At 59.4% G+C, this 19496-nt stretch carries 17 protein-coding genes and 1 pseudogene; 6 read left to right on the top strand and 12 right to left on the bottom strand.

Features of this window, described 5'->3' with window-relative positions:
• Positions 1–4 precede the first annotated feature (4 nt).
• Positions 5–775 carry an SDR family NAD(P)-dependent oxidoreductase gene (locus E4T63_RS04700; protein ID WP_135294985.1) on the top strand — a complete coding sequence of 257 codons (771 nt, stop codon included), beginning with the start codon at positions 5–7 and terminating at the stop codon, positions 773–775.
• Positions 776–964: 189 nt separating this feature from the next.
• Positions 965–1219 (top strand): annotated as a pseudogene (locus E4T63_RS04695) (YebG family protein); the annotation flags it as partial.
• A gap of 178 nt (positions 1220–1397) precedes the next feature.
• Here E4T63_RS04695 and E4T63_RS04690 read toward each other — a convergent pair.
• Entirely contained in the window at positions 1398–2417 is a 1020-nt protein-coding gene (locus tag E4T63_RS04690) for a Glu/Leu/Phe/Val dehydrogenase family protein (RefSeq protein ID WP_135294984.1), read from the bottom strand.
• A gap of 172 nt (positions 2418–2589) precedes the next feature.
• Between E4T63_RS04690 and E4T63_RS04685 the strand changes: the two genes are divergently transcribed.
• On the top strand, positions 2590–3393 hold the full coding sequence (locus E4T63_RS04685) for a SirB1 family protein (RefSeq protein ID WP_027610885.1): 804 nt from the start codon (positions 2590–2592) through the stop codon (positions 3391–3393).
• Between the two features lie 183 nt (positions 3394–3576).
• Here E4T63_RS04685 and E4T63_RS04680 read toward each other — a convergent pair whose 3' ends face one another.
• The 4 genes from E4T63_RS04680 to hmgA all read right to left on the bottom strand — a co-directional run bounded on the left by E4T63_RS04680 (position 3577) and on the right by hmgA (position 8368).
• Positions 3577–4947 carry an MFS transporter gene (locus E4T63_RS04680; protein WP_134785460.1) on the bottom strand — a complete coding sequence of 457 codons (1371 nt, stop codon included), beginning with the start codon at positions 4945–4947 and terminating at the stop codon, positions 3577–3579.
• A gap of 160 nt (positions 4948–5107) precedes the next feature.
• Positions 5108–5743 (bottom strand): maleylacetoacetate isomerase, encoded by a 636-nt coding sequence (gene maiA, locus E4T63_RS04675; protein ID WP_135294983.1) that lies wholly within the window; start codon positions 5741–5743, stop codon positions 5108–5110.
• 12 nt (positions 5744–5755) lie between these two features.
• Complete coding sequence (gene fahA, locus E4T63_RS04670; RefSeq protein ID WP_135294982.1) at positions 5756–7060, bottom strand: fumarylacetoacetase; 1305 nt, start codon at positions 7058–7060, stop codon at positions 5756–5758.
• Between the two features lie 3 nt (positions 7061–7063).
• Entirely contained in the window at positions 7064–8368 is a 1305-nt protein-coding gene (gene hmgA, locus E4T63_RS04665; RefSeq protein ID WP_135294981.1) for a homogentisate 1,2-dioxygenase, read from the bottom strand.
• 165 nt (positions 8369–8533) lie between these two features.
• On the opposite strand from hmgA, the gene E4T63_RS04660 reads away from it, so the two are divergent.
• Positions 8534–9319: an IclR family transcriptional regulator gene (locus tag E4T63_RS04660; RefSeq protein WP_097090409.1), complete on the top strand. Its 786-nt coding sequence runs from the start codon at positions 8534–8536 to the stop codon at positions 9317–9319.
• Positions 9320–9350: 31 nt separating this feature from the next.
• On the opposite strand, the gene E4T63_RS04655 is transcribed toward E4T63_RS04660, so the two are convergent.
• The 6 genes from E4T63_RS04655 to E4T63_RS04630 all read right to left on the bottom strand — a co-directional run bounded on the left by E4T63_RS04655 (position 9351) and on the right by E4T63_RS04630 (position 17424).
• Entirely contained in the window at positions 9351–12833 is a 3483-nt protein-coding gene (locus tag E4T63_RS04655) for a dermonecrotic toxin domain-containing protein (RefSeq protein WP_135294980.1), read from the bottom strand.
• A gap of 599 nt (positions 12834–13432) precedes the next feature.
• The gene (locus E4T63_RS04650; protein WP_007968066.1) at positions 13433–14344 is read right to left on the bottom strand and encodes an SDR family oxidoreductase; all 912 of its coding nucleotides are present in this window, start codon (positions 14342–14344) and stop codon (positions 13433–13435) included.
• Positions 14345–14545: 201 nt separating this feature from the next.
• On the bottom strand, positions 14546–15448 hold the full coding sequence (locus E4T63_RS04645) for an alpha/beta fold hydrolase (protein ID WP_134785456.1): 903 nt from the start codon (positions 15446–15448) through the stop codon (positions 14546–14548).
• A complete protein-coding gene (locus tag E4T63_RS04640; protein WP_135294979.1) occupies positions 15448–16230 on the bottom strand; it encodes a class II aldolase/adducin family protein in 783 nt (260 codons plus the stop codon). The genes E4T63_RS04645 and E4T63_RS04640 overlap by 1 nt, the downstream gene beginning before the upstream one ends.
• A 131-nt stretch (positions 16231–16361) precedes the next feature.
• Complete coding sequence (locus E4T63_RS04635; RefSeq protein ID WP_135294978.1) at positions 16362–17048, bottom strand: LrgB family protein; 687 nt, start codon at positions 17046–17048, stop codon at positions 16362–16364.
• Complete coding sequence (locus tag E4T63_RS04630) at positions 17038–17424, bottom strand: CidA/LrgA family protein (RefSeq protein WP_135294977.1); 387 nt, start codon at positions 17422–17424, stop codon at positions 17038–17040. Before E4T63_RS04630 ends, E4T63_RS04635 begins: the two co-directional genes overlap by 11 nt.
• A 94-nt stretch (positions 17425–17518) precedes the next feature.
• On the opposite strand from E4T63_RS04630, the gene E4T63_RS04625 reads away from it, so the two are divergent.
• Positions 17519–18406 (top strand): LysR family transcriptional regulator, encoded by an 888-nt coding sequence (locus E4T63_RS04625; protein ID WP_135294976.1) that lies wholly within the window; start codon positions 17519–17521, stop codon positions 18404–18406.
• Here the strand turns inward: E4T63_RS04625 and E4T63_RS04620 are convergent.
• Positions 18396–18851 (bottom strand): flavodoxin, encoded by a 456-nt coding sequence (locus E4T63_RS04620; RefSeq protein WP_135294975.1) that lies wholly within the window; start codon positions 18849–18851, stop codon positions 18396–18398. The two genes, E4T63_RS04625 and E4T63_RS04620, sit on opposite strands and share 11 nt — an antisense overlap.
• A gap of 152 nt (positions 18852–19003) precedes the next feature.
• Here E4T63_RS04620 and E4T63_RS04615 point away from each other — a divergent pair, with 152 nt between their 5' ends.
• Entirely contained in the window at positions 19004–19480 is a 477-nt protein-coding gene (locus E4T63_RS04615; protein WP_135294974.1) for a PAS domain-containing protein, read from the top strand.
• Positions 19481–19496 lie beyond the last annotated feature (16 nt).

Raw genomic sequence — 19496 nt, 5'->3', positions numbered from 1 at the left:
ACATATGTACGATTTTCTAGGAAAAGTCTGCCTGGTCACCGGCGGCACCAGCGGCATTGGCGAAACCGTCAGCGAACGCCTGATCAAGGCCGGCGCCGATGTGATCGTGTTCGGCCGGGACGAGGAAAAAGGCGCGGCGCTGGCCGATCGGCTGGGTGAACACTGCCGCTTTATCGCCTGCGATGTCGGTGATCCGGCGCAGGTCGAGCAGGCGTTCGCGACCATTCGTTCGGCCTACGGCCGCCTCGATTGCGCGTTCAACAATGCCGGCGTGACCGCCAAATACGGAGCGCTCGCGCAATCGTGCCCGGAGGACTGGATGAAGGTGATGAACATCAACGTCAACGGCACCTACCACTGCATGCGCCATGAACTGCAACTGATGCTCACCCGCGGCACCGGGGCCATCGTCAATACCTCGTCCTGCGCCGGCGTGGTACCGATTGGCGGCCAGGTCGCCTATGTCGCCAGCAAGCAGGCGATCAACGGCATGACCCAGGTGGCGTCGATCGAGAATGCGCGGCTGGAAGACGGCGGCTGCATTCGCGTCAATGCGGTCGCCCCGGGGCCGATCCTCGGCGGCATGAACAGCGAGGCACGCCTGAAAGCCGCACCGGAAAACACTCAGCGTAAAATCAACGTGACGTCGATGAAGCGCTTCGGCACGGCGGACGAAGTGGCCAACGCGGTGCTCTGGCTGCTCAGCGATCAATCTGCTTACGTCACGGGTGTGATCATGCCCATCGATGGCGGTTACGCCAGCGGTAAGTTCTGAAACCAAATAAACCAAACGACCCGCCGTGTGCGGGTCGTTTGGTTTGAGGCGCGTGAATCAGGAAAAACCCCGAATCCGGTCTACATTGAAAAGCCACTACCCAAAGCGCAGGGATTCGCTTATCCTTTCGCTGTATATAAATACAGTAGTCGCTAAGACAACTAAATGTGAAGGCATGTGAGGTGGTGAATGGCCGTCGAAGTGGTATACCGCAGCAGCCGAGATCTGGAGCGCTTGTTCATGGATAAAGCCGAAGCTGACCGTCATGACAAAATGCTCGAACTGGCCGAGATGCTGTCCGAAGTGTTGCAAAAAGCCGTGCCGTCGCTGAACGAGCAACAGGTTGAAGAAGTCGGGATCTACATGGCGAAGAACCGCGATGTGTTCGCCAAGGCCTTCAAGAGCCAGCCTGATGCGCTGTCGGAGCTGATCAATGCACCGGCAGAAGTAGTCGAAAAAGACGCAGCGGCTGAGCCGGAAGAAGCTCCAGTGAAGCCGGTTAAAGCGGCGAAAGCTGCCAAGTAACCACGTTTGAATCGAAAAGATCGCAGCCTGCGGCAGCTCCTACAGGGAATACGCATTCCATATGTAGGAGCTGGCGCAGGCTGCGATCTTTTGCTTTTCAGCGATATAGGACTTTCTCTGCCAACTCATCCGCTACCCGCGCTGGCGAACGCTTCTCGGCCTGCGCATGGGCAAACACTTCGGTCAGCCGCGAACTGATCTTCGACAGGTGCGCAGTAATTGTCCCCAGCTCTTCGCCGCGATGCTTGAGCGAGACATAAATCAACCCGCCCGCGTTGATCACATAATCCGGCGCATACAGAATCCCGCGCCGCTCCAGTTGATCGGCCACGTCCAGATGCGTCAGTTGATTGTTCGCCGAACCGGCCACCGCCGAGCAGCGCAATTGCGTCACCGTGTGACTGTTGAGCACCCCGCCGAGGCCGCACGGCGCAAGGATGTCGCAGGGTGTGCTGAGCAAGGCGTCGTTGGCGATCGGATGCGCGTTGAGCTGTTCCATCGCCAGTTGCACCTTGCCGTGGTCGATGTCGCTGACCAGCAATTCGGCGCCCGCCGCATGCAGTTGTTCCGCCAGTGCATAACCCACATTCCCCAGCCCCTGAATTGCTATGCGCAATCCTTCGAGATTGTCGCTGCCCAGCCGCGCCATGGCGGTGGCGCGAATTCCGGTGAACACGCCCATCGCCGCGTGCGGTGCCGGGTCACCGGCCGAGGTGGTGCTGGTGACATGCTGGGTCTGCTGGGCAATGCAATCCATGTCCGCCACCGAAGTGCCGCTGTCGATGGCGGTGATGTAGCGACCGTCGAGCTGCTCGATGCAGCGGCCAAACGCTTCGAACAACGCAGCGCGGTTTTCCACATGCGCCGGGCGCACAATCACCGCCACCCCGCCGCCCTGATCGAGCCCGGCCAGTGCCGCCTTGTAGCTCATGCCCTGAGCCAGGCGAATGGCGTCCTCGACTGCGGATTCGTCGTTGGGATAGGCAAGATAACGGCAACCGCCCAGGGCAGGCCCGAGGCGACTGTTATGAATGGCAATGACCGCCTTCAACCCGGTGACCGGGTCAACGCTGAGGTGCAGCGATTCCAGGCGAGTGCTTTGCATGAGAGCGAACATCGGCAGGCTCCCGAATCACTTCTGGTAGACGCCAGTATAGGCTTGCGCCCAAAAATTGCTGAAGCGCACCGGAATAAGCGCCCGCTTCGACGGCGACTTTGCGGCATAACCTGGCCGGTACTGGACGAATGGCGCGGACGGGGCTAAAACGAGGCATTCCCCGGAGATTTCGATGAGTCCGCGCCAACGCTTTTTCGAGTGTCTGCACCGTTCACCGCCCGCGCTGTTCGAAGCGGCGCTGTGGATGGCTGCCGAGCACGAAAAAGGCCTCGATGTAGAAGCGCTGCAACAGGACTTCAAGGAGCTGCAACAGCGCGTCAGCTACGGCTTGCCGATGCTGCCAGTCAGCGAACTGGCGCAACCGTTGCTGCGGCGGTTGAATGATCTGGGCTTCTCTCAGGACGATTTTCTGCCGCTACGCCCACAGGTCGCGTTGTTGCACAAAGTGTTGCAGACCCGCCGCGGCCAGCCGCTGACCCTGTCCCTGATTGCTCTGGAACTGGCCCGTGGTCTGGAGATTCCGCTGGTCGGAGTGAACTTCCCCGGGCATTTCCTGCTGCGGGTACCCGGTGCTGATCACCTGCTGGATCCCTGCGGCGGTCGGCGGCTGTACCCCAATGACTGTCGCGAGTTGTTGCAACGTCAGTACGGCGCGCACCTCAAACTCAACGCTGACCATCTGGCCACCGCCAGCCCAGAGCAGATGCTCCAGCGCCTGTCACGCAACCTGCGGCAGTTGCATCTGGCGCATGAGGATTACATTGCCGCGCTGATCGATGCCGAACGCGTGCTGGAACTGGGCGGTGCCAGCGCCGCCGACTATCTGGCTCGCGCCAGCCTGTATCAACGGCTCGACTGTCCGAACGCCGAGCGCTTCGATCTGGAACATGCGCTGCTGCTCAGCGACGATCCGATCCAGCGCCTGCGCCTGACTGAGCGGCTTGGGCACCTGCCGCCGAATTCAGTCGTCCACTAATCCCTGTGTGGGAGCGAGCTTGCTCGCAAAGCGTGGTGTCAGCGATGAATGCATCGAAGCCTGAATCGCCTTCGCGAGCAAGCCCGCTCCCACAGGGTTCAGCGTGAACCCATTCTTCTGCATCACAACGATCCATTGTGGGAGCGTGGCTTGCCCGCGAAGCAGGCGCCACCGTTGTTCCTGTCAGACTGCGTTATCGTTCTTCGCGAGCAAGCTCGCTCCCACATTGGATTGCGGGATATCTGAAGGCGAGCGCACCTGGATGATCAGCAGCGCCGCAATAACCGCCGGAATCGCGCAGAAGAAGAAAATCTGCGTCACCGGAATGTGCATCGCCAGCAGCATGCTGCCGAACAGCGGCCCGAGGATCGAACCGAAGCGCCCGACCCCCAACGCCCAGCCAGTGCCCGTGGCCCGCACGTGCGCCGGGTAGAAGTTGCTGGCGAAGGCGTTCAGCGTCAGTTGCCCACCGATGATGCAGAAACCGGCGGCAAACACGCAGGCCACCAGATAGCGCGGGTTGTCGTGGTTCAAGCCCAGCAGAATCGTGCACAGCGCCGCCCCGGCCAACACCGCGCAGAGCAGCCGCACCTTGCGTTTCAAACGGTCGGCGAACCAGGCCATGCACACCGCGCCCAAGGTACCGGCGAACAGGAACATCGAGGTCACCAGATTCGCTTCATTGAGTTTCAGACCGCTTTCCAGCAACAGCGTCGGCAGCCAGCTGATCATGAAATACAGCAGAATCAGGCTGACAAAAAACGTCGCCCAGATCAGCAGGGTCGGGCGCGCATAACCGTTGCGGAACAGCTCGACCACGGTCAGCTTGCTGCCCTGCTCGCGCTCGTTCTGTTCGACGGTCGCGGCCGGCGGTTGCCAGTCCGGCAGCATTCGCGCGGTGACTTTGCGCAGGCGCACATAGGGCGGTGCATCGCGCAGCAGACGTGGCAGCGATTCTGGCAGCATCCACCACAGGAACGGGAACAGCAGCAACGGCGTGACACCACCGGCAAGGAACACCGCTTGCCAGCCAAAGCGGTCGATGAAGCCAGCGGCGACAAAACCACCCGCCGCACCGCCAAACGAAAACCCACAAGCGGCCAGTGTCACCATCAAGGTGCGCAGACGCGGCGGTGAATATTCCGACATCAAGGCCATGGCACTGGGCATCGCACCGCCCATGCCGATGCCGCAGATGAAGCGCGCGATCATCAAGGTGTTCAGAGAATCGGCGAACACCATCAACACCGTCAGGCTGGCGTAGATCAGCACGCAGGCGAGCAGGATTCGCCGCACGCCGAAGCGATCGGCCAGCGGCGTCACCGCGAGCGAGCCGAGCGTGAGGCCCAACAGGTTGGCGCTGAAAACCGGCCCGAACGCGGCTTTCTCCAGCCCCCAGTCCTGAGCCAGGGCCGGCACCACGTAACCGAGCACCTGGGCGTCATAGCCGTCGGTGACCAGCAGCAAGGCGAGCAGGATCAGCAATAACCACTGATAGCGGGACACAGGACGGGCGTCGAGTGCCGCGCGAAAGCTGGCAATCTGGTTATGCATCGCAAGGTACCTGTTTTGTTTTTATGATTTTTTTGGCGGGCGCCGAATCTCCCCTGTGGGAGGGGCTTGCTCGCGAAAGCGGTGTATCAGTCAGCATCCCGGTACCTGACACTCCGCTTTCGCGAGCAAGCCCGCTCCCACATTGGGGCAAGGTGAAGCTTTAAGGGGTATCCGGCTGATTGGCCGGATGCGCCTTGATGAACGCCGAATGCTCAGCCGCCAACGCCGCCACCCGACAAATCCGCGGATAAGCCTCCAGCGAAACACCGAAGCGCTCGGCCGCATACAACTGCGGAATCAGATAAACATCCGCCACACACGGCCACTCGCCGAAACAGAAACCGCTGTCACCGATCAATTGCTCGACGGCCGCCAGCCCCTGACTGATCCAGTGCGCGATCCACTCCACCACCTGCGGCTCTTCGTGGCCCAACTGGCGCAGGCAATTGAGCACGCTGACGTTATGCAGCGGATGCACATCGCAGCCGATCACCGCCGCCACACCGCGCACATGAGCACGGGCAGCGAGGTCTTCGGGCAGCAATGGCAGCTGTGGATAACGCTCTTCCAGGTACTCGATGATCGCCGGCGACTGAATCAGCAGCTCGCCGTCATCGGTGCGCAGGGCCGGCACCCGGCCCTGCGGATTGATCGCCAGATACGCCGGCTGGCGATGCTCACCTCCCGACGGCGCGATCAGATTGACCGGCAACGCGGTGTAGTCGAGCCCTTTCAGCGCCAACGCGATACGCACCCGATAAGACGAGGTCGAGCGGTAATAGGTGTAGAGATCCATGATCCGCTCCTGTCAGCGCGCCGCCAGCACTTTGCCGCGGCATTCGCCGAAGCCGATCGAGGCAAAACCGTCACGGGCGCAGCGCGCACGCAGAATGATTTCGTCGCCGTCTTCGAGGAATTTGCGCACTTCGCCGGAGGCCAGTTCGATCGGCTTTTTACCGCCCTCGGTGATTTCCAGCAGGCTGCCGAACTGACCGCTTTGCGGGCCGGACAAAGTCCCCGAACCGAACAGGTCACCGGCCTGCAACTGGCAGCCGTTGACGCTGTGGTGCGCGACCATTTGTGCGACGGTCCAGTACATGTAGCGAGTGTTGCTCAGGGTCAGGCGATGGGCCGGCAGATTCTGTTCGCGCATGGCTTCGGTGAGCAGCAGCACTTCCAGTTCGATGTCGAAGGCGCCGCCATCTTGATCACGTTTGTCGAACAGGTATGGCAGCGGCTGCGGATCACCTTCCGGGCGCGCAGGTTGCGCCATGCGGAATGGCTCCAGCGCTTCGGCGGTCACCACCCATGGCGAAACACTGGTGATAAAACTCTTGGAGAGGAACGGGCCGAGCGGCTGGTATTCCCAGGCCTGGATATCGCGGGCCGACCAGTCGTTGAGCAGACAGAAACCGGCGATGTGTTCGGCGGCGTCACCAATGGCAATCGGCTCGCCCATGTCGTTGCCCTGACCGATCCAGATGCCCAGTTCCAGCTCGTAGTCCAGTCGTGCGCACGGGCCGAAGGTCGGCTCGCTCGCACCGGCCGGCAGGGTCTGGCCTTTCGGGCGGCGCACGTCGGTACCAGAAGCGCGCACGGTGGAGGCGCGACCGTGATAACCGATCGGCACGTGCTTGTAGTTGGGCAGCAGCGGGTTGTCCGGACGGAACAGTTTGCCGACGTTCTGCGCGTGCTCGATGCCCACGTAGAAGTCGGTGTAATCGCTGATGCGTGCCGGCAGGTGCATCTGACAATCAGCAGCCAGTGGCAGCAGTTTTGCGCCTTGGGCTTCGATGGCGCCGCGATGAGTGCTGCCCTCGCCGAACAATTCCAGCAAGCGGCTGCGCAAGGCTACGCGGGCTTCACGACCGAGGTCGAAGAACGCATTCAGCACGCCGCCGTGCGTGGCTTCGACCGCGCTGCGTGCCGGGCCGTCGAACAGGCCGGCTTCAAGCGCCACCTGCAGATCGAAAATATGTTCACCAATCGCCACGCCCGCGCGCGGCGCCGAGCCGCCAGTGCTGAACACGCCCAGCGGCAGGTTCTGCAGCGGGAAATCCGCGTGGCCATTGGCCGAAGCAACCCAGCTGCGGGTGATGGAAGTCTGAGTCATGGGTTATCTCCGGGTCGGGTCGAACGTGGCGGGCAGCGTGGCCCAGCAGGCGTCGTAAGTGGATTGCAGTTGCGGGCAGTCGAGGGCGAAGCGGCTTGGGCGCAGTACCTGACTGGTCTCGAACATGAATGCCATGGTGTTGTCGATCTTCGCCGGTTTGAGTTCCGCGTTGATCGCTTTGGTGCAGGTTTCGCCATCCGGGCCGTGGGCGCTCATGCAGCTGTGCAACGAGGCACCGCCGGGCACGAAGCCTTCTGCCTTGGCGTCGTATTCGCCCTGAATCAGGCCCATGAATTCGTTCATCAGGTTGCGATGGAACCACGGCGGACGGAAGGTGTTCTCGGCGACCATCCAGCGTGGCGGGAAGATCACGAAGTCGAGGTTGGCCAGACCGTGCACGCTGGTCGGCGAGGTCAGCACGGTGAAGATCGACGGATCCGGGTGATCGAAGCTCACGGTGCCGATGGTGTTGAAACGGCGCAGATCATATTTGTACGGCACGTTGTTGCCGTGCCAGGCGACCACGTTCAGCGGCGAATGATCGAGCTCGGTGCCCCACAACTGGCCGAGGAATTTCTGCACCAGCGTCGTCGGCTGCTGCAGGTTTTCGTAAGACGCGACCGGCGCGAGGAAATCCCGTGGATTGGCCAGGCCGTTGCTGCCGATTGGCCCCAGGTCCGGCAGGCGCAGCGGCGCGCCGTGGTTCTCGGCAACGTAACCGCGCGCCTGCGGATCAAGCAGCTCGACGCGGAATTTCAGGCCACGCGGCAGCACAGCAATTTCCAGCGGCGCGACTTCGAGCACGCCGAGTTCAGTGGCAATTCGCAGCCGCCCCAGTTGCGGCACCAGCAGCAGTTCGCCGTCGGCGTTGTAAAACACCCGCTCCATCGAACGGTTGGCGGTGTAGTTATAGATGCTGATGCCGGCTGGTTTTTCCGCCGCCGAATTGGCCACCATGCCGACCAGACCGTCGATGAAATCAGTCGGCTCGGCCGGGATATCCAGAGGATTCCAGCGCAGGCGATTGGGCGTCACTTCACCCAACGGGCCGCCGGCCAGTTGCCGCTCCAGTTTGACGAACGCCGGGTGATTGGCCGATGGCTGGATCCGGTACATCCAGGTACGCCGGGCTTCACTACGGGTCATGGTAAACGCAGTGCCGGAGAGCAATTCGGTATAGAGGCCGTACGGGGCTTTTTGCGGGGAGTTCTGGCCGATGGGCAAGGCGCCGGGCAACGCTTCACTGCTGAATTCGTTGCCGAAACCGGACTGGTACGTCAGCTCCGACGCGTTTGAATCGAGGTTCATGGAGCCTCCTGAACAGGGAGTCGGCAGTGGCCCATCGCTCTGGCTCAGAGCTTTGCGCACGCCGGGGTTGTTATTATCGTAATTCGATTACGCATAACGTAATTTGCTCGCTATCCAGCGTCAAGCTATAAAGACGCCCATTCGTTTTCGGATCCCGGCCGCACCATGGAAAAAACCAGCGACAGCAACGGCAAACAGAAAGTCCGCTCCGCCGAGGTCGGCACCGACATCCTCAAGGCGTTGGCCGAGTTGTCGCCCTCTACCTCACTGTCGCGTCTGGCCGAACATGTGCAGATGCCCGCGAGCAAGGTGCACCGTTATCTTCAGGCACTGATCGCCAGCGGTTTTGCCGAGCAGAATGCCGCCACCAACCACTACGGCCTCGGCCGTGAAGCGTTGCGTGTAGGCTTGGCAGCCCTGAACAGTATGGACGTGCTGAAAGTCGCCGCCCTGCCCCTGTCTGAGCTGCGCGACGAATTGAATGAAACCTGCTTTCTGGCGGTGTGGGGCAATCAGGGCGCGACCGTAGTGCACATCGAGCCGGCAGTGCGCGCGGTGACGGTGGTGACTCAGTTGGGTTCGGTTTTGCCGCTGCTTAGTTCGTCCACCGGGCTGGTGTTCAGTGCCTTTCTGCCGCATCGGGAAACCGATGAGTTGCGCGCGCAGGAAATCGCCGTCGCCGGCCATCCACTGGCCGATCAAAATGCCTACAGCGGTTTGTGCGAGCAGATCCGCGAACGCGGTCTGCATCATGTGCACGGCTTGTTGATGCCAGGTGTGGACGCGTTGTCAGCCCCGGTGTTCAACGCAGTCGGGCAGATCGCCGCGGTGCTGACCATCGTCGGCCCGACTTCACTGTTCCACGCTGATGAAGACGGCCCGGCGGCGCAGCGGTTACTGGCGGCGTCGCGGGCCGTGAGCTGGCGAATGGGGTATGAGCAAGCCGGTTGAGTCAGGCGATCTCCAGGCGCCAGCCCGGGGATCAGCGCACGATGGTCTGGCTGATGCCGGTTACCCGATCCTTCATCAATTCAGTGAAGAAATCGATCAACTGTTGATCTGCCGCTTTATGACCCGCCGCCTCGGCGACGAATTGCGCCGCCGACCGTGCATCATCGACCAGACCGAGAAACGATCGTTGAACGTTGGTCACCTGCTTGATCACCTCTGCGCTCGCACCGGCTGTGGCCGCCTGGCCGAGCGTAAATAGTCCGATCAACGCGTCCGCGCCGTATCCCAGTGCCGCCGAGTAGTCACCGCGCCGTTGCGCCTGTGCTCCGTCGTAGACACTTTTCATCATCTGCACCGCAACGGCCACGGAGCCAATAGGCGGCACGGCGAGACTGATGACATTCACCACTTTGATCAGGCCATCGTAAACCAGTCCCGCGATAACCTCCTTCAAACTGGTGGTTCGCTCATCGATATCGCTCAATGCGCGACGCACTCTCCGATCATGGAACGTGAAGAGGTTGTTCAACTTGGCGCGTTCTTGCGTCTTGACCGGAGGCAGAGGTTTCCCGCTCGCGGCAAGATCGTCAAAATAATCATTGATTACTTTTTGATCGACGATTGCAACCCGGTCAAAGTAGTAATCGCGCATCGGTCCGTATTGGAAACGAATGGATGGAATGAAATCGTTGATGGGTCGATAGGCAACGCCATCCGGCGCATCGGGCGTATATAACCAGTCGTGGAACTGGCCGAGAATGTTCATCCGCAGGATGTAGACACCCGCAACCGTACGATCCCTCGACTTGGTCAAGCCTGTTTTCCCGATATTGAATTCGTAAAGACCTTCATCACCTTCTGCGGACGAATCATTGATCGGGTAGTGATAGACATCCTCTTTCAAATTCCCGACAACCCGTTGTAGCGCTAAAAAAATGTCAGACCCAAACCTGCCATCGATGTAGTTGGAGAGCAGATCGTAATGCATCTGACAGCGAATTTTTTTTGCGTGAACGGCGCGCTTGAATGCATAGCCAGGATGCTTCCCGTCCAGATAGTCGGTATTGAGCATTTCCGTATACCTGTCGCCAGGACGGAATGTTTTCGATAACGAGGACAGATCGCGAATATCCAGTTGATCGATCGCCGGATGGCCGTCCGTCAAAAAATACCTCGGGTCATACTTGCTCGGATATGCCGGATTGGCAGCTTCAAACGACAGCCCTTCGATGAGCAGATCCGTTACGCTTTTCTGAAAATCGTCAGTCTGGACAATAATCTGATCGGGATTGATCTCGATATTTCGTCCTCGCGAACGCAACAGGCTTTCAAGGTTCTGCTTTACCGCATCATGGGTAAAGCGTTCGAAAGAAGGGAACGCATTGTCCCTTGCCTCTACGGTGGAGAGCGCTTTCAGCTCGGTATTCAATCGAGCGTAACGTTTGCGCGGCTCAATCCCGAGGTAGCGGTAAGGCGCAGGCGCAATGGTCTTGTGTAACGCCAGTTCAGACTGATAAGCGACTTTGACGTCATTGAGCAACGGCGCTGTGCCATTGGGGAAAAGGTCCGAGTATTGGGTATCCAGCTTATATAGATAATGGGTGGAGTGACGGCTGGCACCGCGCAAGGATCCGGCATCGTGCAAATAGTCCGGATGAATCAATGACGCCGCGTATTGACGATCAGCGGTCATGGCCGATTCAAACCATTTGTTCAGAGCGAATGCATCCGCAAACGTCATGAAAACAGACTTGCCTGCAGGTGTTATCAGATAAACAAGATAGTTCCGAGTCTCCGGTGCCTGAAAAACCATCACACCTTTCAAGGCGGGCCCCGGAATCTGCAGGCTCAGTTTCAATCCGCGGATAGACACCGACGAGTCACCTGCCAGCGCCCTTTCGATTACCTTCGCTTCGGTTTCACTGAAAATGCCCGAATGGCGCGCAACGAAAAGCGCGAACTCGATGTTGCTGTGCAAGTGGTCGCGATACGCCTGTGCAAACTCCGGCGATGGATCAGCCGAAAGACTGGATACAAACTGCGAGCGCACGTTGATGTTGTTCAACCATTGCTCAAGTGCAGCAGCGGACAGCTTGCTGCCGGGCGGCATCCCGGTGAGGCTGATTTCGGCTTTATACCCCTCGTCATGCAGACCGAAGATGATGAATTCCGTCAGGGTCCGGTTATCGACCTGCTCTAGGGTGCGGCCCCCCAGTTGCATCTTGTGGACGCTGCGCACCTTTATCGTCTCGGCTTCCAGTTGCTCACCCAACGCGCTCATCGCCCACTCGGAAAAACAACGCAAGACATAATCTTTAAACGAGAAACACCTGTCGAAAACCACCCGGTAGTCAGAGTGATATTTCTCCATCGAGTGCTCAAGCTCGACGTAACGCTGCTGAAGAGTGTTACCACCGTTCTTCAGCCAGAGTGGCCATTCGGTCCGCTTGAGTTCTGCCTGCACTTGATCGAATCGACGACCGATGTCAGCACGCATCACCGACAACATCTGATTGTCCTGCAATACCCGGCTGAACGCTCGAGTCTGGCCCTTGCGATCGCGCATCAGACTTGCAAGTGTCTCAAGTTGTCCCTTCAAGTAAGCGTCGACACAATGAGCAGACACACTTTGCGTGGCTTTAGGGAAAGCGATTTTGCTACCGGACGCCGATACACGCGCCAGCAGCGTTGCATGCACGTCGAGATTCCTGGCGAAGTATTCAAAGCCGTTGCCTGGCGTGTGAATGACATAACCGGTGGGCTCATTGAGCAGTTTCATTTGCGGATCCGCCCGCATCGAATTATCGAGGACAAACCCCGGAACAAGCGAAGTGCGAGAGTCGGATTCAGGACTCACCACAACGTTATAAGCGCCGGCGCCGTTTTCCAGGTTCAACAAATAGCAATAGCGCGTCGCCATGCCGTGATCCAGAAATCCCGCCATGGCTTTTAAAGAAAGCTCCGCTGTCAGCACAACGTTATAAGCCTGCTGCAAGGCCTGTTTATTTGTCAGCCCGGTCTTTTCAGTTGTTGCGACTTTTACGGGAGCCGCCCAATACTTGGTCATCTCCGAACGCAGGCTGCTTTCCAGATTTCGCAGCGTATAAGTAATAGCCTCCTCAGCCTCGATAATACTGAAGCCTTTGACTCTCATCTGTTCGCCAACGGTATCGGGCAGGTGAAAGACACCGTCCCCGCCGCCAGCCAGATAGCTCGGCAGCACATTATTATCAAGACAATGAAGCAATACCTCAGACAGTTTCCCCGAAGGACGACGTTCAATCTCATTGGACTGATCGGTGATATTGATATAAACATTATCAATATCGATATTCTTCTGCCGCTGCTGCAATTCTTGCTGCAATGCCTGCCGAGCAATTTGCCGAACTGTCGGGATCGCCTCAACAATAGCGAACAAATCATTCTGCGCGGCAGCGGCCTTTACCCACTCAGCCCTCCAGGTTACTTCTGCACCTTCAGAACCTCGCATCAAACTTTTGTATAACTTATCCATATTCAAGTCCTATCTTTCAAGTTCAGTGAACGCAACCCCGCATCACTGCGATAGCGAAAGATAGTTTTATTTTTAACAAACAAGAAGCGCCAGTTCATTTCAACAAATATAGATTACAAGGTATTAACCGAAACAAAAAAACCACCTGTGAAAAATGACAAATTCACAGACAAATAATCCGCACAAAACTTTATACAAAGTCACTAACTCAGCCATCCATAATAGACAGCGAAGCGTTATTTCCGGACGCGAGCACTTTGCGCAGTCCGTGCACAGTCCTGTGGCGCGATCAAGACTGTTGCACGCCCCGTAACAGTGCATGTCCGGAATCGCTATTTTTCCTTCGGGTTCAAGTGCTTATTCTGAGCGGGCTTTCAGGCAGACGCCGCAAAGCACCAAGCCTTGGCTGCTGAGCAACTCGCGCCAGCGCTGACCGATTTCAGATGAGTCGATGCTTCGATTGATCGCCCCGGTGTTCACTGACGTTGATTTGTAGCTCCTTGATCCAACGTCTTACCTTGGCCGCTGCGTTTGCAGCGGCCTTTTTTATGGGCGAAGGCTTTACCGGCGGGATCGGTATTTGCGGGGCGTGGCAAACGTTAAAGCGAATACTTCTGCAAATTCGCCATCATTTCCTTCAGCGCTTCAATGTTGTCCTTCGGATGCGCCGCGCCTTCGAAGTCGCAGATCTGCTGCCAGTGCGCCGCGACATCTTCCGGGGAGAAGCCGCTGCGGGGATCGAAGCCAGCACCGAGGCTGCGTTCCCAGCGCACCTTGCCCATCCAGCCGCCACCGACTTCAAACAGGCCGGACGTTTCCTGGCACTGTTCACTGGCCAGGTACACCACCAGCGGGCTGACCAGTTCCGGTTTGAGCTGTTCGAACACTTGCGGCGGGATCAGGCCTTCGGTCATACGCGTGCCGCCGGTAGGCGCGATGGCATTGACGAGAATATTGTTCTTGCGACCTTCGATGGCCAGGGTACGGGTCAGGCCGTAGAGGCCGAGTTTGGCCATGCCGTAGTTGGACTGGCCGAAGTTGCCGTAGATGCCCGAGGTCGAGGCGGTGAAGATCACCCTTCCGTAGTTTTGCTCGCGCAAGTGCGGCCACGCGGCGCGGGTCACTTTGTAGGCGCCTTCGACGTGGACGCGGTAAACCAGATCCCAGTCGGCGTCGTCCATCTTGTGAAAGGTCTTGTCGCGCAGAATCCCGGCGTTGTTCACCACCACGTCGACGCGGCCAAACGCATCGAGAGCGTTCTGTACCAGTTTGTCGCCGTCGGTGACCGAGTCATGGTTGGCCTCGGCGATGCCGCCGGCTTCGCGAATCTCCGCCACCACACGATCGGCGGCGGAGGCGTTGGCCCCTTCGCCCTGAGTCGAGCCGCCGAGGTCGTTGACCAGCACTTTGGCACCGTGCCGGGCGAACAGCAACGCGTGCGCCCGACCCAAGCCACCACCGGCACCGGTGACGATCACGACTTTATCTTCGAAACGTACGGATTCATTCATCGCAGGAACTCCAGCAGGCCAGTATTGAGTCCGAGTGTCAGGCACAGGGCTTTGGGTCACAACGAATACGGCTGAGGCTGAATGGTGCGCGATAAGGGTGAGGGATGATGAGGGCGTCAAAAGATCAAAAGATCGCAGCCTGCGGCAGCTCCTACAGAAGATCGGTGTAGGAGCTGCCGCAGGCTGCGATCTTTTGATCTTTCAGGAGCACGCGACCTTGCGCGGCGGCAACTCCAGGCGCTCACGAAACGCCAGGTAATGCTTGAGCACCTGCACCGGCGCTTCGATCTGCGGATAGTGGCCGATACCTGACAGTAGCACCGTATCGGCGTCGGCAATCAGTTCGCGGTAACGTTCGACCATGTGCGCACCGGAAACCGGGTCAACTTCGCCATCAATCACCCGTAGCGGGATTTCATCACGCTGCATGGCCGCCACCCAGCGGTCACGCTGCACGCGGCGCTCGGGGATGTAGCCGATCAGTTTGTGCAGGATGCGTGGGCCACGATGGGTCTCGATCAGGCTCCAGAAATCATCCAGCTCACTTTCGCTGGGGCCGGTCTGCGGACCGAAGATCTGGCGGAAACTTTTTACCAGTGCATCACGGCTGAACGCCCGTCCGATCATCCAGCCCAGCGGGCTGAGCAGCAGCTTTTGCATCAGCACAGGACGATGGGTTTCGGGGAACAGCCCGCCATTGAGAAAGACGCAACTGGCGACCTCGATCCGGTTTTCGTAATGCCGGGCGAGCAATTCCTGGGCAACGCTGTCGCCGTAATCGTGGGCCAGCACATGCACCGCTTGCTCGACCTGAAGATGCGCCAGCAGCGCCTGTTGCAAGTCGGCCTGTTCCAGCAGGCTGTAGCGGTGGTTCAACGGTTTGGCCGAGTCACCGAAACCGAGCATGTCACAGGCGATCACCCGGTAGCGCTGGGCCAGAGGCTGCCACAGGTAGTGCCAGTCCCAACTGGCCGTCGGGAAACCGTGGATCAGCAGCAGCGGCTCACCCTGCCCCGCCGTCCAGTAACGGATCGACTGGCCGCGAAAGACAAACGTCCGGCTGCGTTTGCGCCAGACACACAGAGGGATCTCGGCAAGAGGCATCAGAGTTTATATCCGGGGTCTTGTTTATCGAGTTTGCGCAGCAACGCCGGCCAGGCTAGCGCGCCGCCCATGCCTTGAGCACTTTTGGTGACGCCGGCGATCATCGCTTTGGCGCCCGCCAGGATCTGCGGTTCGATGGCGATCAGTTCAGCAGCGCCGGTTTGCGCCATGACCTGAATATCGCAGGCGCGCTGGAAGGTGAACATCATCAGAAAGGTGTCGGCGATGGTGCCGCCACAGGTCAGCAGACCGTGGTTGTGCAGCATCAGGAAATTGTTCTCGCCCAGGTCGGCCTGCAAGCGCGCCTTCTCTTCGTGATTCAGCGCCACACCTTCGTAGGCGTGATAGGCCAGGCTCGACAGCACGAACAGCGATTGCTGGCTGATCGGCAACACACCCTGTCTTTGCGCTGAAACGGCTACACCGGACGCGGTGTGGGTATGCAGCACACAAACCACATCGTGCCTTACCTCGTGCACGGCGCTGTGGATGGTGTAACCGGCGGGATTGATTTCGTAGGGACTGTCCATGAGCTTGTGGCCGGCCTGATCGACTTTGACCAGGCTCGACGCGGTGATCTCATGGAACATCAACCCGAACGGGTTGATCAGGAAGTCTTCGGTGCCCGGGACCTTGGCCGAGATGTGGGTGAAGATCAGGTCATCCCAGCCATGTAGCGCAACCAGCCGATAACAGGCGGCGAGATCGACCCGGGTCTGCCATTCCGCGGCACTGACCTGGTCTTTGACATCAAGGGACAATTGGACGGGGGCTACGCTCACTGTATGCACCTCTGCGTTCTTATTGTTCTGCACGTACGAGCAGTCTAGTCAGGCGCAGAGGATCGCGTAGTTGCATTGCCAGCCAGCTTGATGACTGAGCGGGTCAGCCAGGCAAACTCCTTGGATCCATGTCAAAGCAACGACGCCAACAAAGGCGCGGCGAACAGATTGAGCAGCCCGGTCAGCACCATCACCAGCCCCGCCACCGAGCCTTCCTCACCGCCCACTTCATGCGCCCGACTGACGCCTGCGCCGTGCGCGCCAACCCCGAACAACGCGCCGCGCGCCAACGCACTGCGCAACGGCAGCCACTTGAGCAATACGCCGCCGAGCATCGCGCCGAACACGCCGGTAAACATCACGAACACGGCAGTCAGTTCCGGCACGCCACCGAGATCCTGCGCCAGCGGCATGGCGAATGGCGTGGTGATCGAACGCGGCACCAGCGACATCGTCACCGAGCTATCCAGCGCCAGCGCTCTGGCCAGGCCGAACGACGTAGCGATCGACGCCGCGCTGCCGGCAAGCATGCCCAGCAACAGCGCTGACCAGTGCCGCACCAGCAGACGCCGCTGCTGCCAGATCGGCACGGCGAAGGCGACCGTCACCGGCCCGAGCACCAGCATCAACCAATGGGTGTTGCTCGAATATTCGGCATACGCGGTGTGCAGCGGCACGGCGAGCGCAAGCAACAGCGCCGGCACCAGGATCAACGGCGACAGCAAATAACGCCCGGTGCGCCGGTAAATCCAGCGACTGAACAGGTACGCCAACAGCGTAAAGGCGAGCCAGAACATCGGCATCCATTCAAGCTTCATGGGACCGCCTCAGGCGCACGGCCAGCTCCACGGTGAAGGCGGTCACCAGCATCACCATCAGGGTGCTGGCGCCGATCACCAGCAGAATCCGCCAGCCGTCATCACGCAACAGTGCGCCGTAGTCGAGCAGACTCATCAGTGCCGGAATAAAGAACAGCAGCATCTCGGCCATCAGCAATCCGGCCCCCAGTTGCAACGCCGCCGGTTTGACCCAACCAAACGCGAACGCCAGCAGCAACAGGGCCATGCCGATCACGCCGCCGGGAATCGGCCAGGCCAACCACGCGGCGATCTGGCAGCCGAGCAGGTAGAGACCGAGCAACACGGCCAGTTCTGCGAATAGACGGGACAGGTATTTGAGGGATGCGGTCTTCATGATGGGCTCCTTACAGGCGCTTATTTTACGAAGCGGCCTGTCATCCCAGAAGCGAATTGTTAGACTCAGCCCTATTCCACAATGGAATCGGATGATGGAATTCAAACAGCTGCGCAGTTTTGTCGAAGTCATGCACCAAGGCGGCTTCACCCAGGCAGCGAAAACCTTGCACATCAGTCAGTCGGCGGTAAGCAAACAAGTCGCGCAACTAGAGCAGAGTCTCGGCACGCCGTTGCTCGAACGACTCGGCTCGCAATTGCGCCTGACCGCTGCGGGCAGCGTGGTGCTGCAGCGCGCCGAGGGCATGTTGCGCCTGCGCAATGAATTGCTCAGCGAACTGGATGATCTGAGCCAACTGGCACGCGGCGAATTGCGCCTCGGTCTGCCGCTGTTGGGTAGTGATGCGCTGTTCGCCGGGTTGTTCGCCGAGTATCGCCGGCGCTATCCGAACATCAGCATTCAATTACTTGAAGGCGGCAGCCGCAATGTCGAGCAAGCGGTGCTCAGCGGCGAACTGGAGTTAGGCGGGAGCCTGCTGCCGAAAGATCCGCAGTTCGATTTCCAGCCGTTCTGCGATGAGAAACTCGATGCGTTATTGCCGGTGGATCATCCGTTGGCGGGGCGCGGCGAGATTGGCCTTGAGGAATTGGCAGACACGCCGTTCCTGTTGTATCAGCGCAGCTTCGTGCTCAATGACCGTTTACTGCAGGCCTGCCAGCAACTGGGCTTTACCCCGAAAGAAGGCGGGCGCAGCGGGCAGGCGGATTTTCTCGCGGCACTGGTGGCCGCCGGGCAAGGCGTGGTGCTGCTGCCCAGCGTGGTGGCCCGGGCTCTTGAGCGTCCGGGCGTGGTGCGCCTGACCTTGCGCGCGCCAGATTATTTGCGCTGGGACATCGCCTTCATCTGGCGCCGGGGCGCCTATCTGTCGAAAGCCGCGCTGGCCTGGCTGGCTCTGCTGCGTGAGCGCGCGATCAGCCCTTGAGCGTGGCGATCAATTGCGCCAGCCATGGCTCGGCGTCGGTTTCCGGGGTCACGCTTTCGCTGGCGTCCAGACGCAGCATCTCCTGCACTTCGCGCACGCTCAGTTCGGCGAACAACTCACGCATCAGTTCGCCGCCGCCACAGAACGTATCGCCGTAACTGGCATCGCCCAAACCGATCACCGCGCCCGGCAAACCGCGCCACGCGGCTGGCAACTGGTCGCGAATCGCCGAATACAACGGCTGCAGGTTATCCGGCAACTCGCCCATGCCAGTGGTAGACGTCACCGCGAGAAACGCTTCAGGTGCGAACGCCTGGATATCCGCCAGGCTGGCGCGCGGGTTGTAGAAGGTTTCAAAACCGGCGTCTTTCAGCAGGTTCTGCGCGTGACGGGCGACTTCTTCGGCCGTGCCGTATACCGAGCCGGAGAGGATGGCGACTTTCATCAATCTGATCCTGAAGCTGAAAAAAAGAGCGGCGATAGTAGCAGTCCGACGCAAAAGCCGCGATCCAGCCCCGATTCGCCGTGATAGCCAGTAGACAGCGGCGTTGGAACTTCTAGAATGCCAGCCATTATCGACACTGAAAGGATTCATTGATGATCAACGCCAGTCTGCTGCAAATGGTGATCAACGCGTCGAACGATGGAATCGTGGTGGCCGAAAAGGAAGGCGAGCAGGACAACATCCTGATTTACGTGAACCCGGCCTTCGAACGCCTGACCGGTTACAGCAGCGAAGAGATACTTTATCAGGACTGCCGCTTTCTGCAGTCGGGAGACCGCGATCAAGCCGGCCTGTCGCTGATTCGCGACACCTTGCACAACGGCGGGGCGTGCCGGGAAATCCTGCGCAACTACCGCAAGGATGGCACCCCGTTCTGGAACGAACTGTCGCTTTCGACGGTGAAAAACGCTGATGACGGCCAGACTTATTTCGTCGGTGTGCAGAAAGATGTCACGGTTCAGGTCAAGGCGCAGCAACGCGTAATTCAGCTCGAGGCTGAGGTCGCAGCGCTGAAAGCGGAACTGGCAGCGTTGAAAGCGACGAACGGCGTAAACAAAACTACGAACTAAGTGTCAGTAACTACAA

Source organism: Pseudomonas fluorescens, from assembly GCF_004683905.1.
Classification (GTDB): Bacteria; Pseudomonadota; Gammaproteobacteria; order Pseudomonadales; family Pseudomonadaceae; genus Aquipseudomonas; species Aquipseudomonas putida_A.
The sequence above is the reverse complement of the archived record's forward strand: the minus strand, read 5'-3'. Positions and strand labels throughout refer to the sequence as shown.

Coding starts and splice junctions, on each gene's coding strand:
- E4T63_RS04700 (WP_135294985.1), top strand. CDS start 5: ATGTACGATTTTCTAGGAAAAGTCTGCCTGGTCACCGGCGGCACCAGC.
- E4T63_RS04690 (WP_135294984.1), bottom strand. CDS start 2,417: ATGTTCGCTCTCATGCAAAGCACTCGCCTGGAATCGCTGCACCTCAGC.
- E4T63_RS04685 (WP_027610885.1), top strand. CDS start 2,590: ATGAGTCCGCGCCAACGCTTTTTCGAGTGTCTGCACCGTTCACCGCCC.
- E4T63_RS04680 (WP_134785460.1), bottom strand. CDS start 4,947: ATGCATAACCAGATTGCCAGCTTTCGCGCGGCACTCGACGCCCGTCCT.
- maiA (WP_135294983.1), bottom strand. CDS start 5,743: ATGGATCTCTACACCTATTACCGCTCGACCTCGTCTTATCGGGTGCGT.
- fahA (WP_135294982.1), bottom strand. CDS start 7,060: ATGACTCAGACTTCCATCACCCGCAGCTGGGTTGCTTCGGCCAATGGC.
- hmgA (WP_135294981.1), bottom strand. CDS start 8,368: ATGAACCTCGATTCAAACGCGTCGGAGCTGACGTACCAGTCCGGTTTC.
- E4T63_RS04660 (WP_097090409.1), top strand. CDS start 8,534: ATGGAAAAAACCAGCGACAGCAACGGCAAACAGAAAGTCCGCTCCGCC.
- E4T63_RS04655 (WP_135294980.1), bottom strand. CDS start 12,833: ATGGATAAGTTATACAAAAGTTTGATGCGAGGTTCTGAAGGTGCAGAA.
- E4T63_RS04650 (WP_007968066.1), bottom strand. CDS start 14,344: ATGAATGAATCCGTACGTTTCGAAGATAAAGTCGTGATCGTCACCGGT.
- E4T63_RS04645 (WP_134785456.1), bottom strand. CDS start 15,448: ATGCCTCTTGCCGAGATCCCTCTGTGTGTCTGGCGCAAACGCAGCCGG.
- E4T63_RS04635 (WP_135294978.1), bottom strand. CDS start 17,048: ATGAAGCTTGAATGGATGCCGATGTTCTGGCTCGCCTTTACGCTGTTG.
- E4T63_RS04630 (WP_135294977.1), bottom strand. CDS start 17,424: ATGAAGACCGCATCCCTCAAATACCTGTCCCGTCTATTCGCAGAACTG.
- E4T63_RS04625 (WP_135294976.1), top strand. CDS start 17,519: ATGGAATTCAAACAGCTGCGCAGTTTTGTCGAAGTCATGCACCAAGGC.
- E4T63_RS04620 (WP_135294975.1), bottom strand. CDS start 18,851: ATGAAAGTCGCCATCCTCTCCGGCTCGGTATACGGCACGGCCGAAGAA.
- E4T63_RS04615 (WP_135294974.1), top strand. CDS start 19,004: ATGATCAACGCCAGTCTGCTGCAAATGGTGATCAACGCGTCGAACGAT.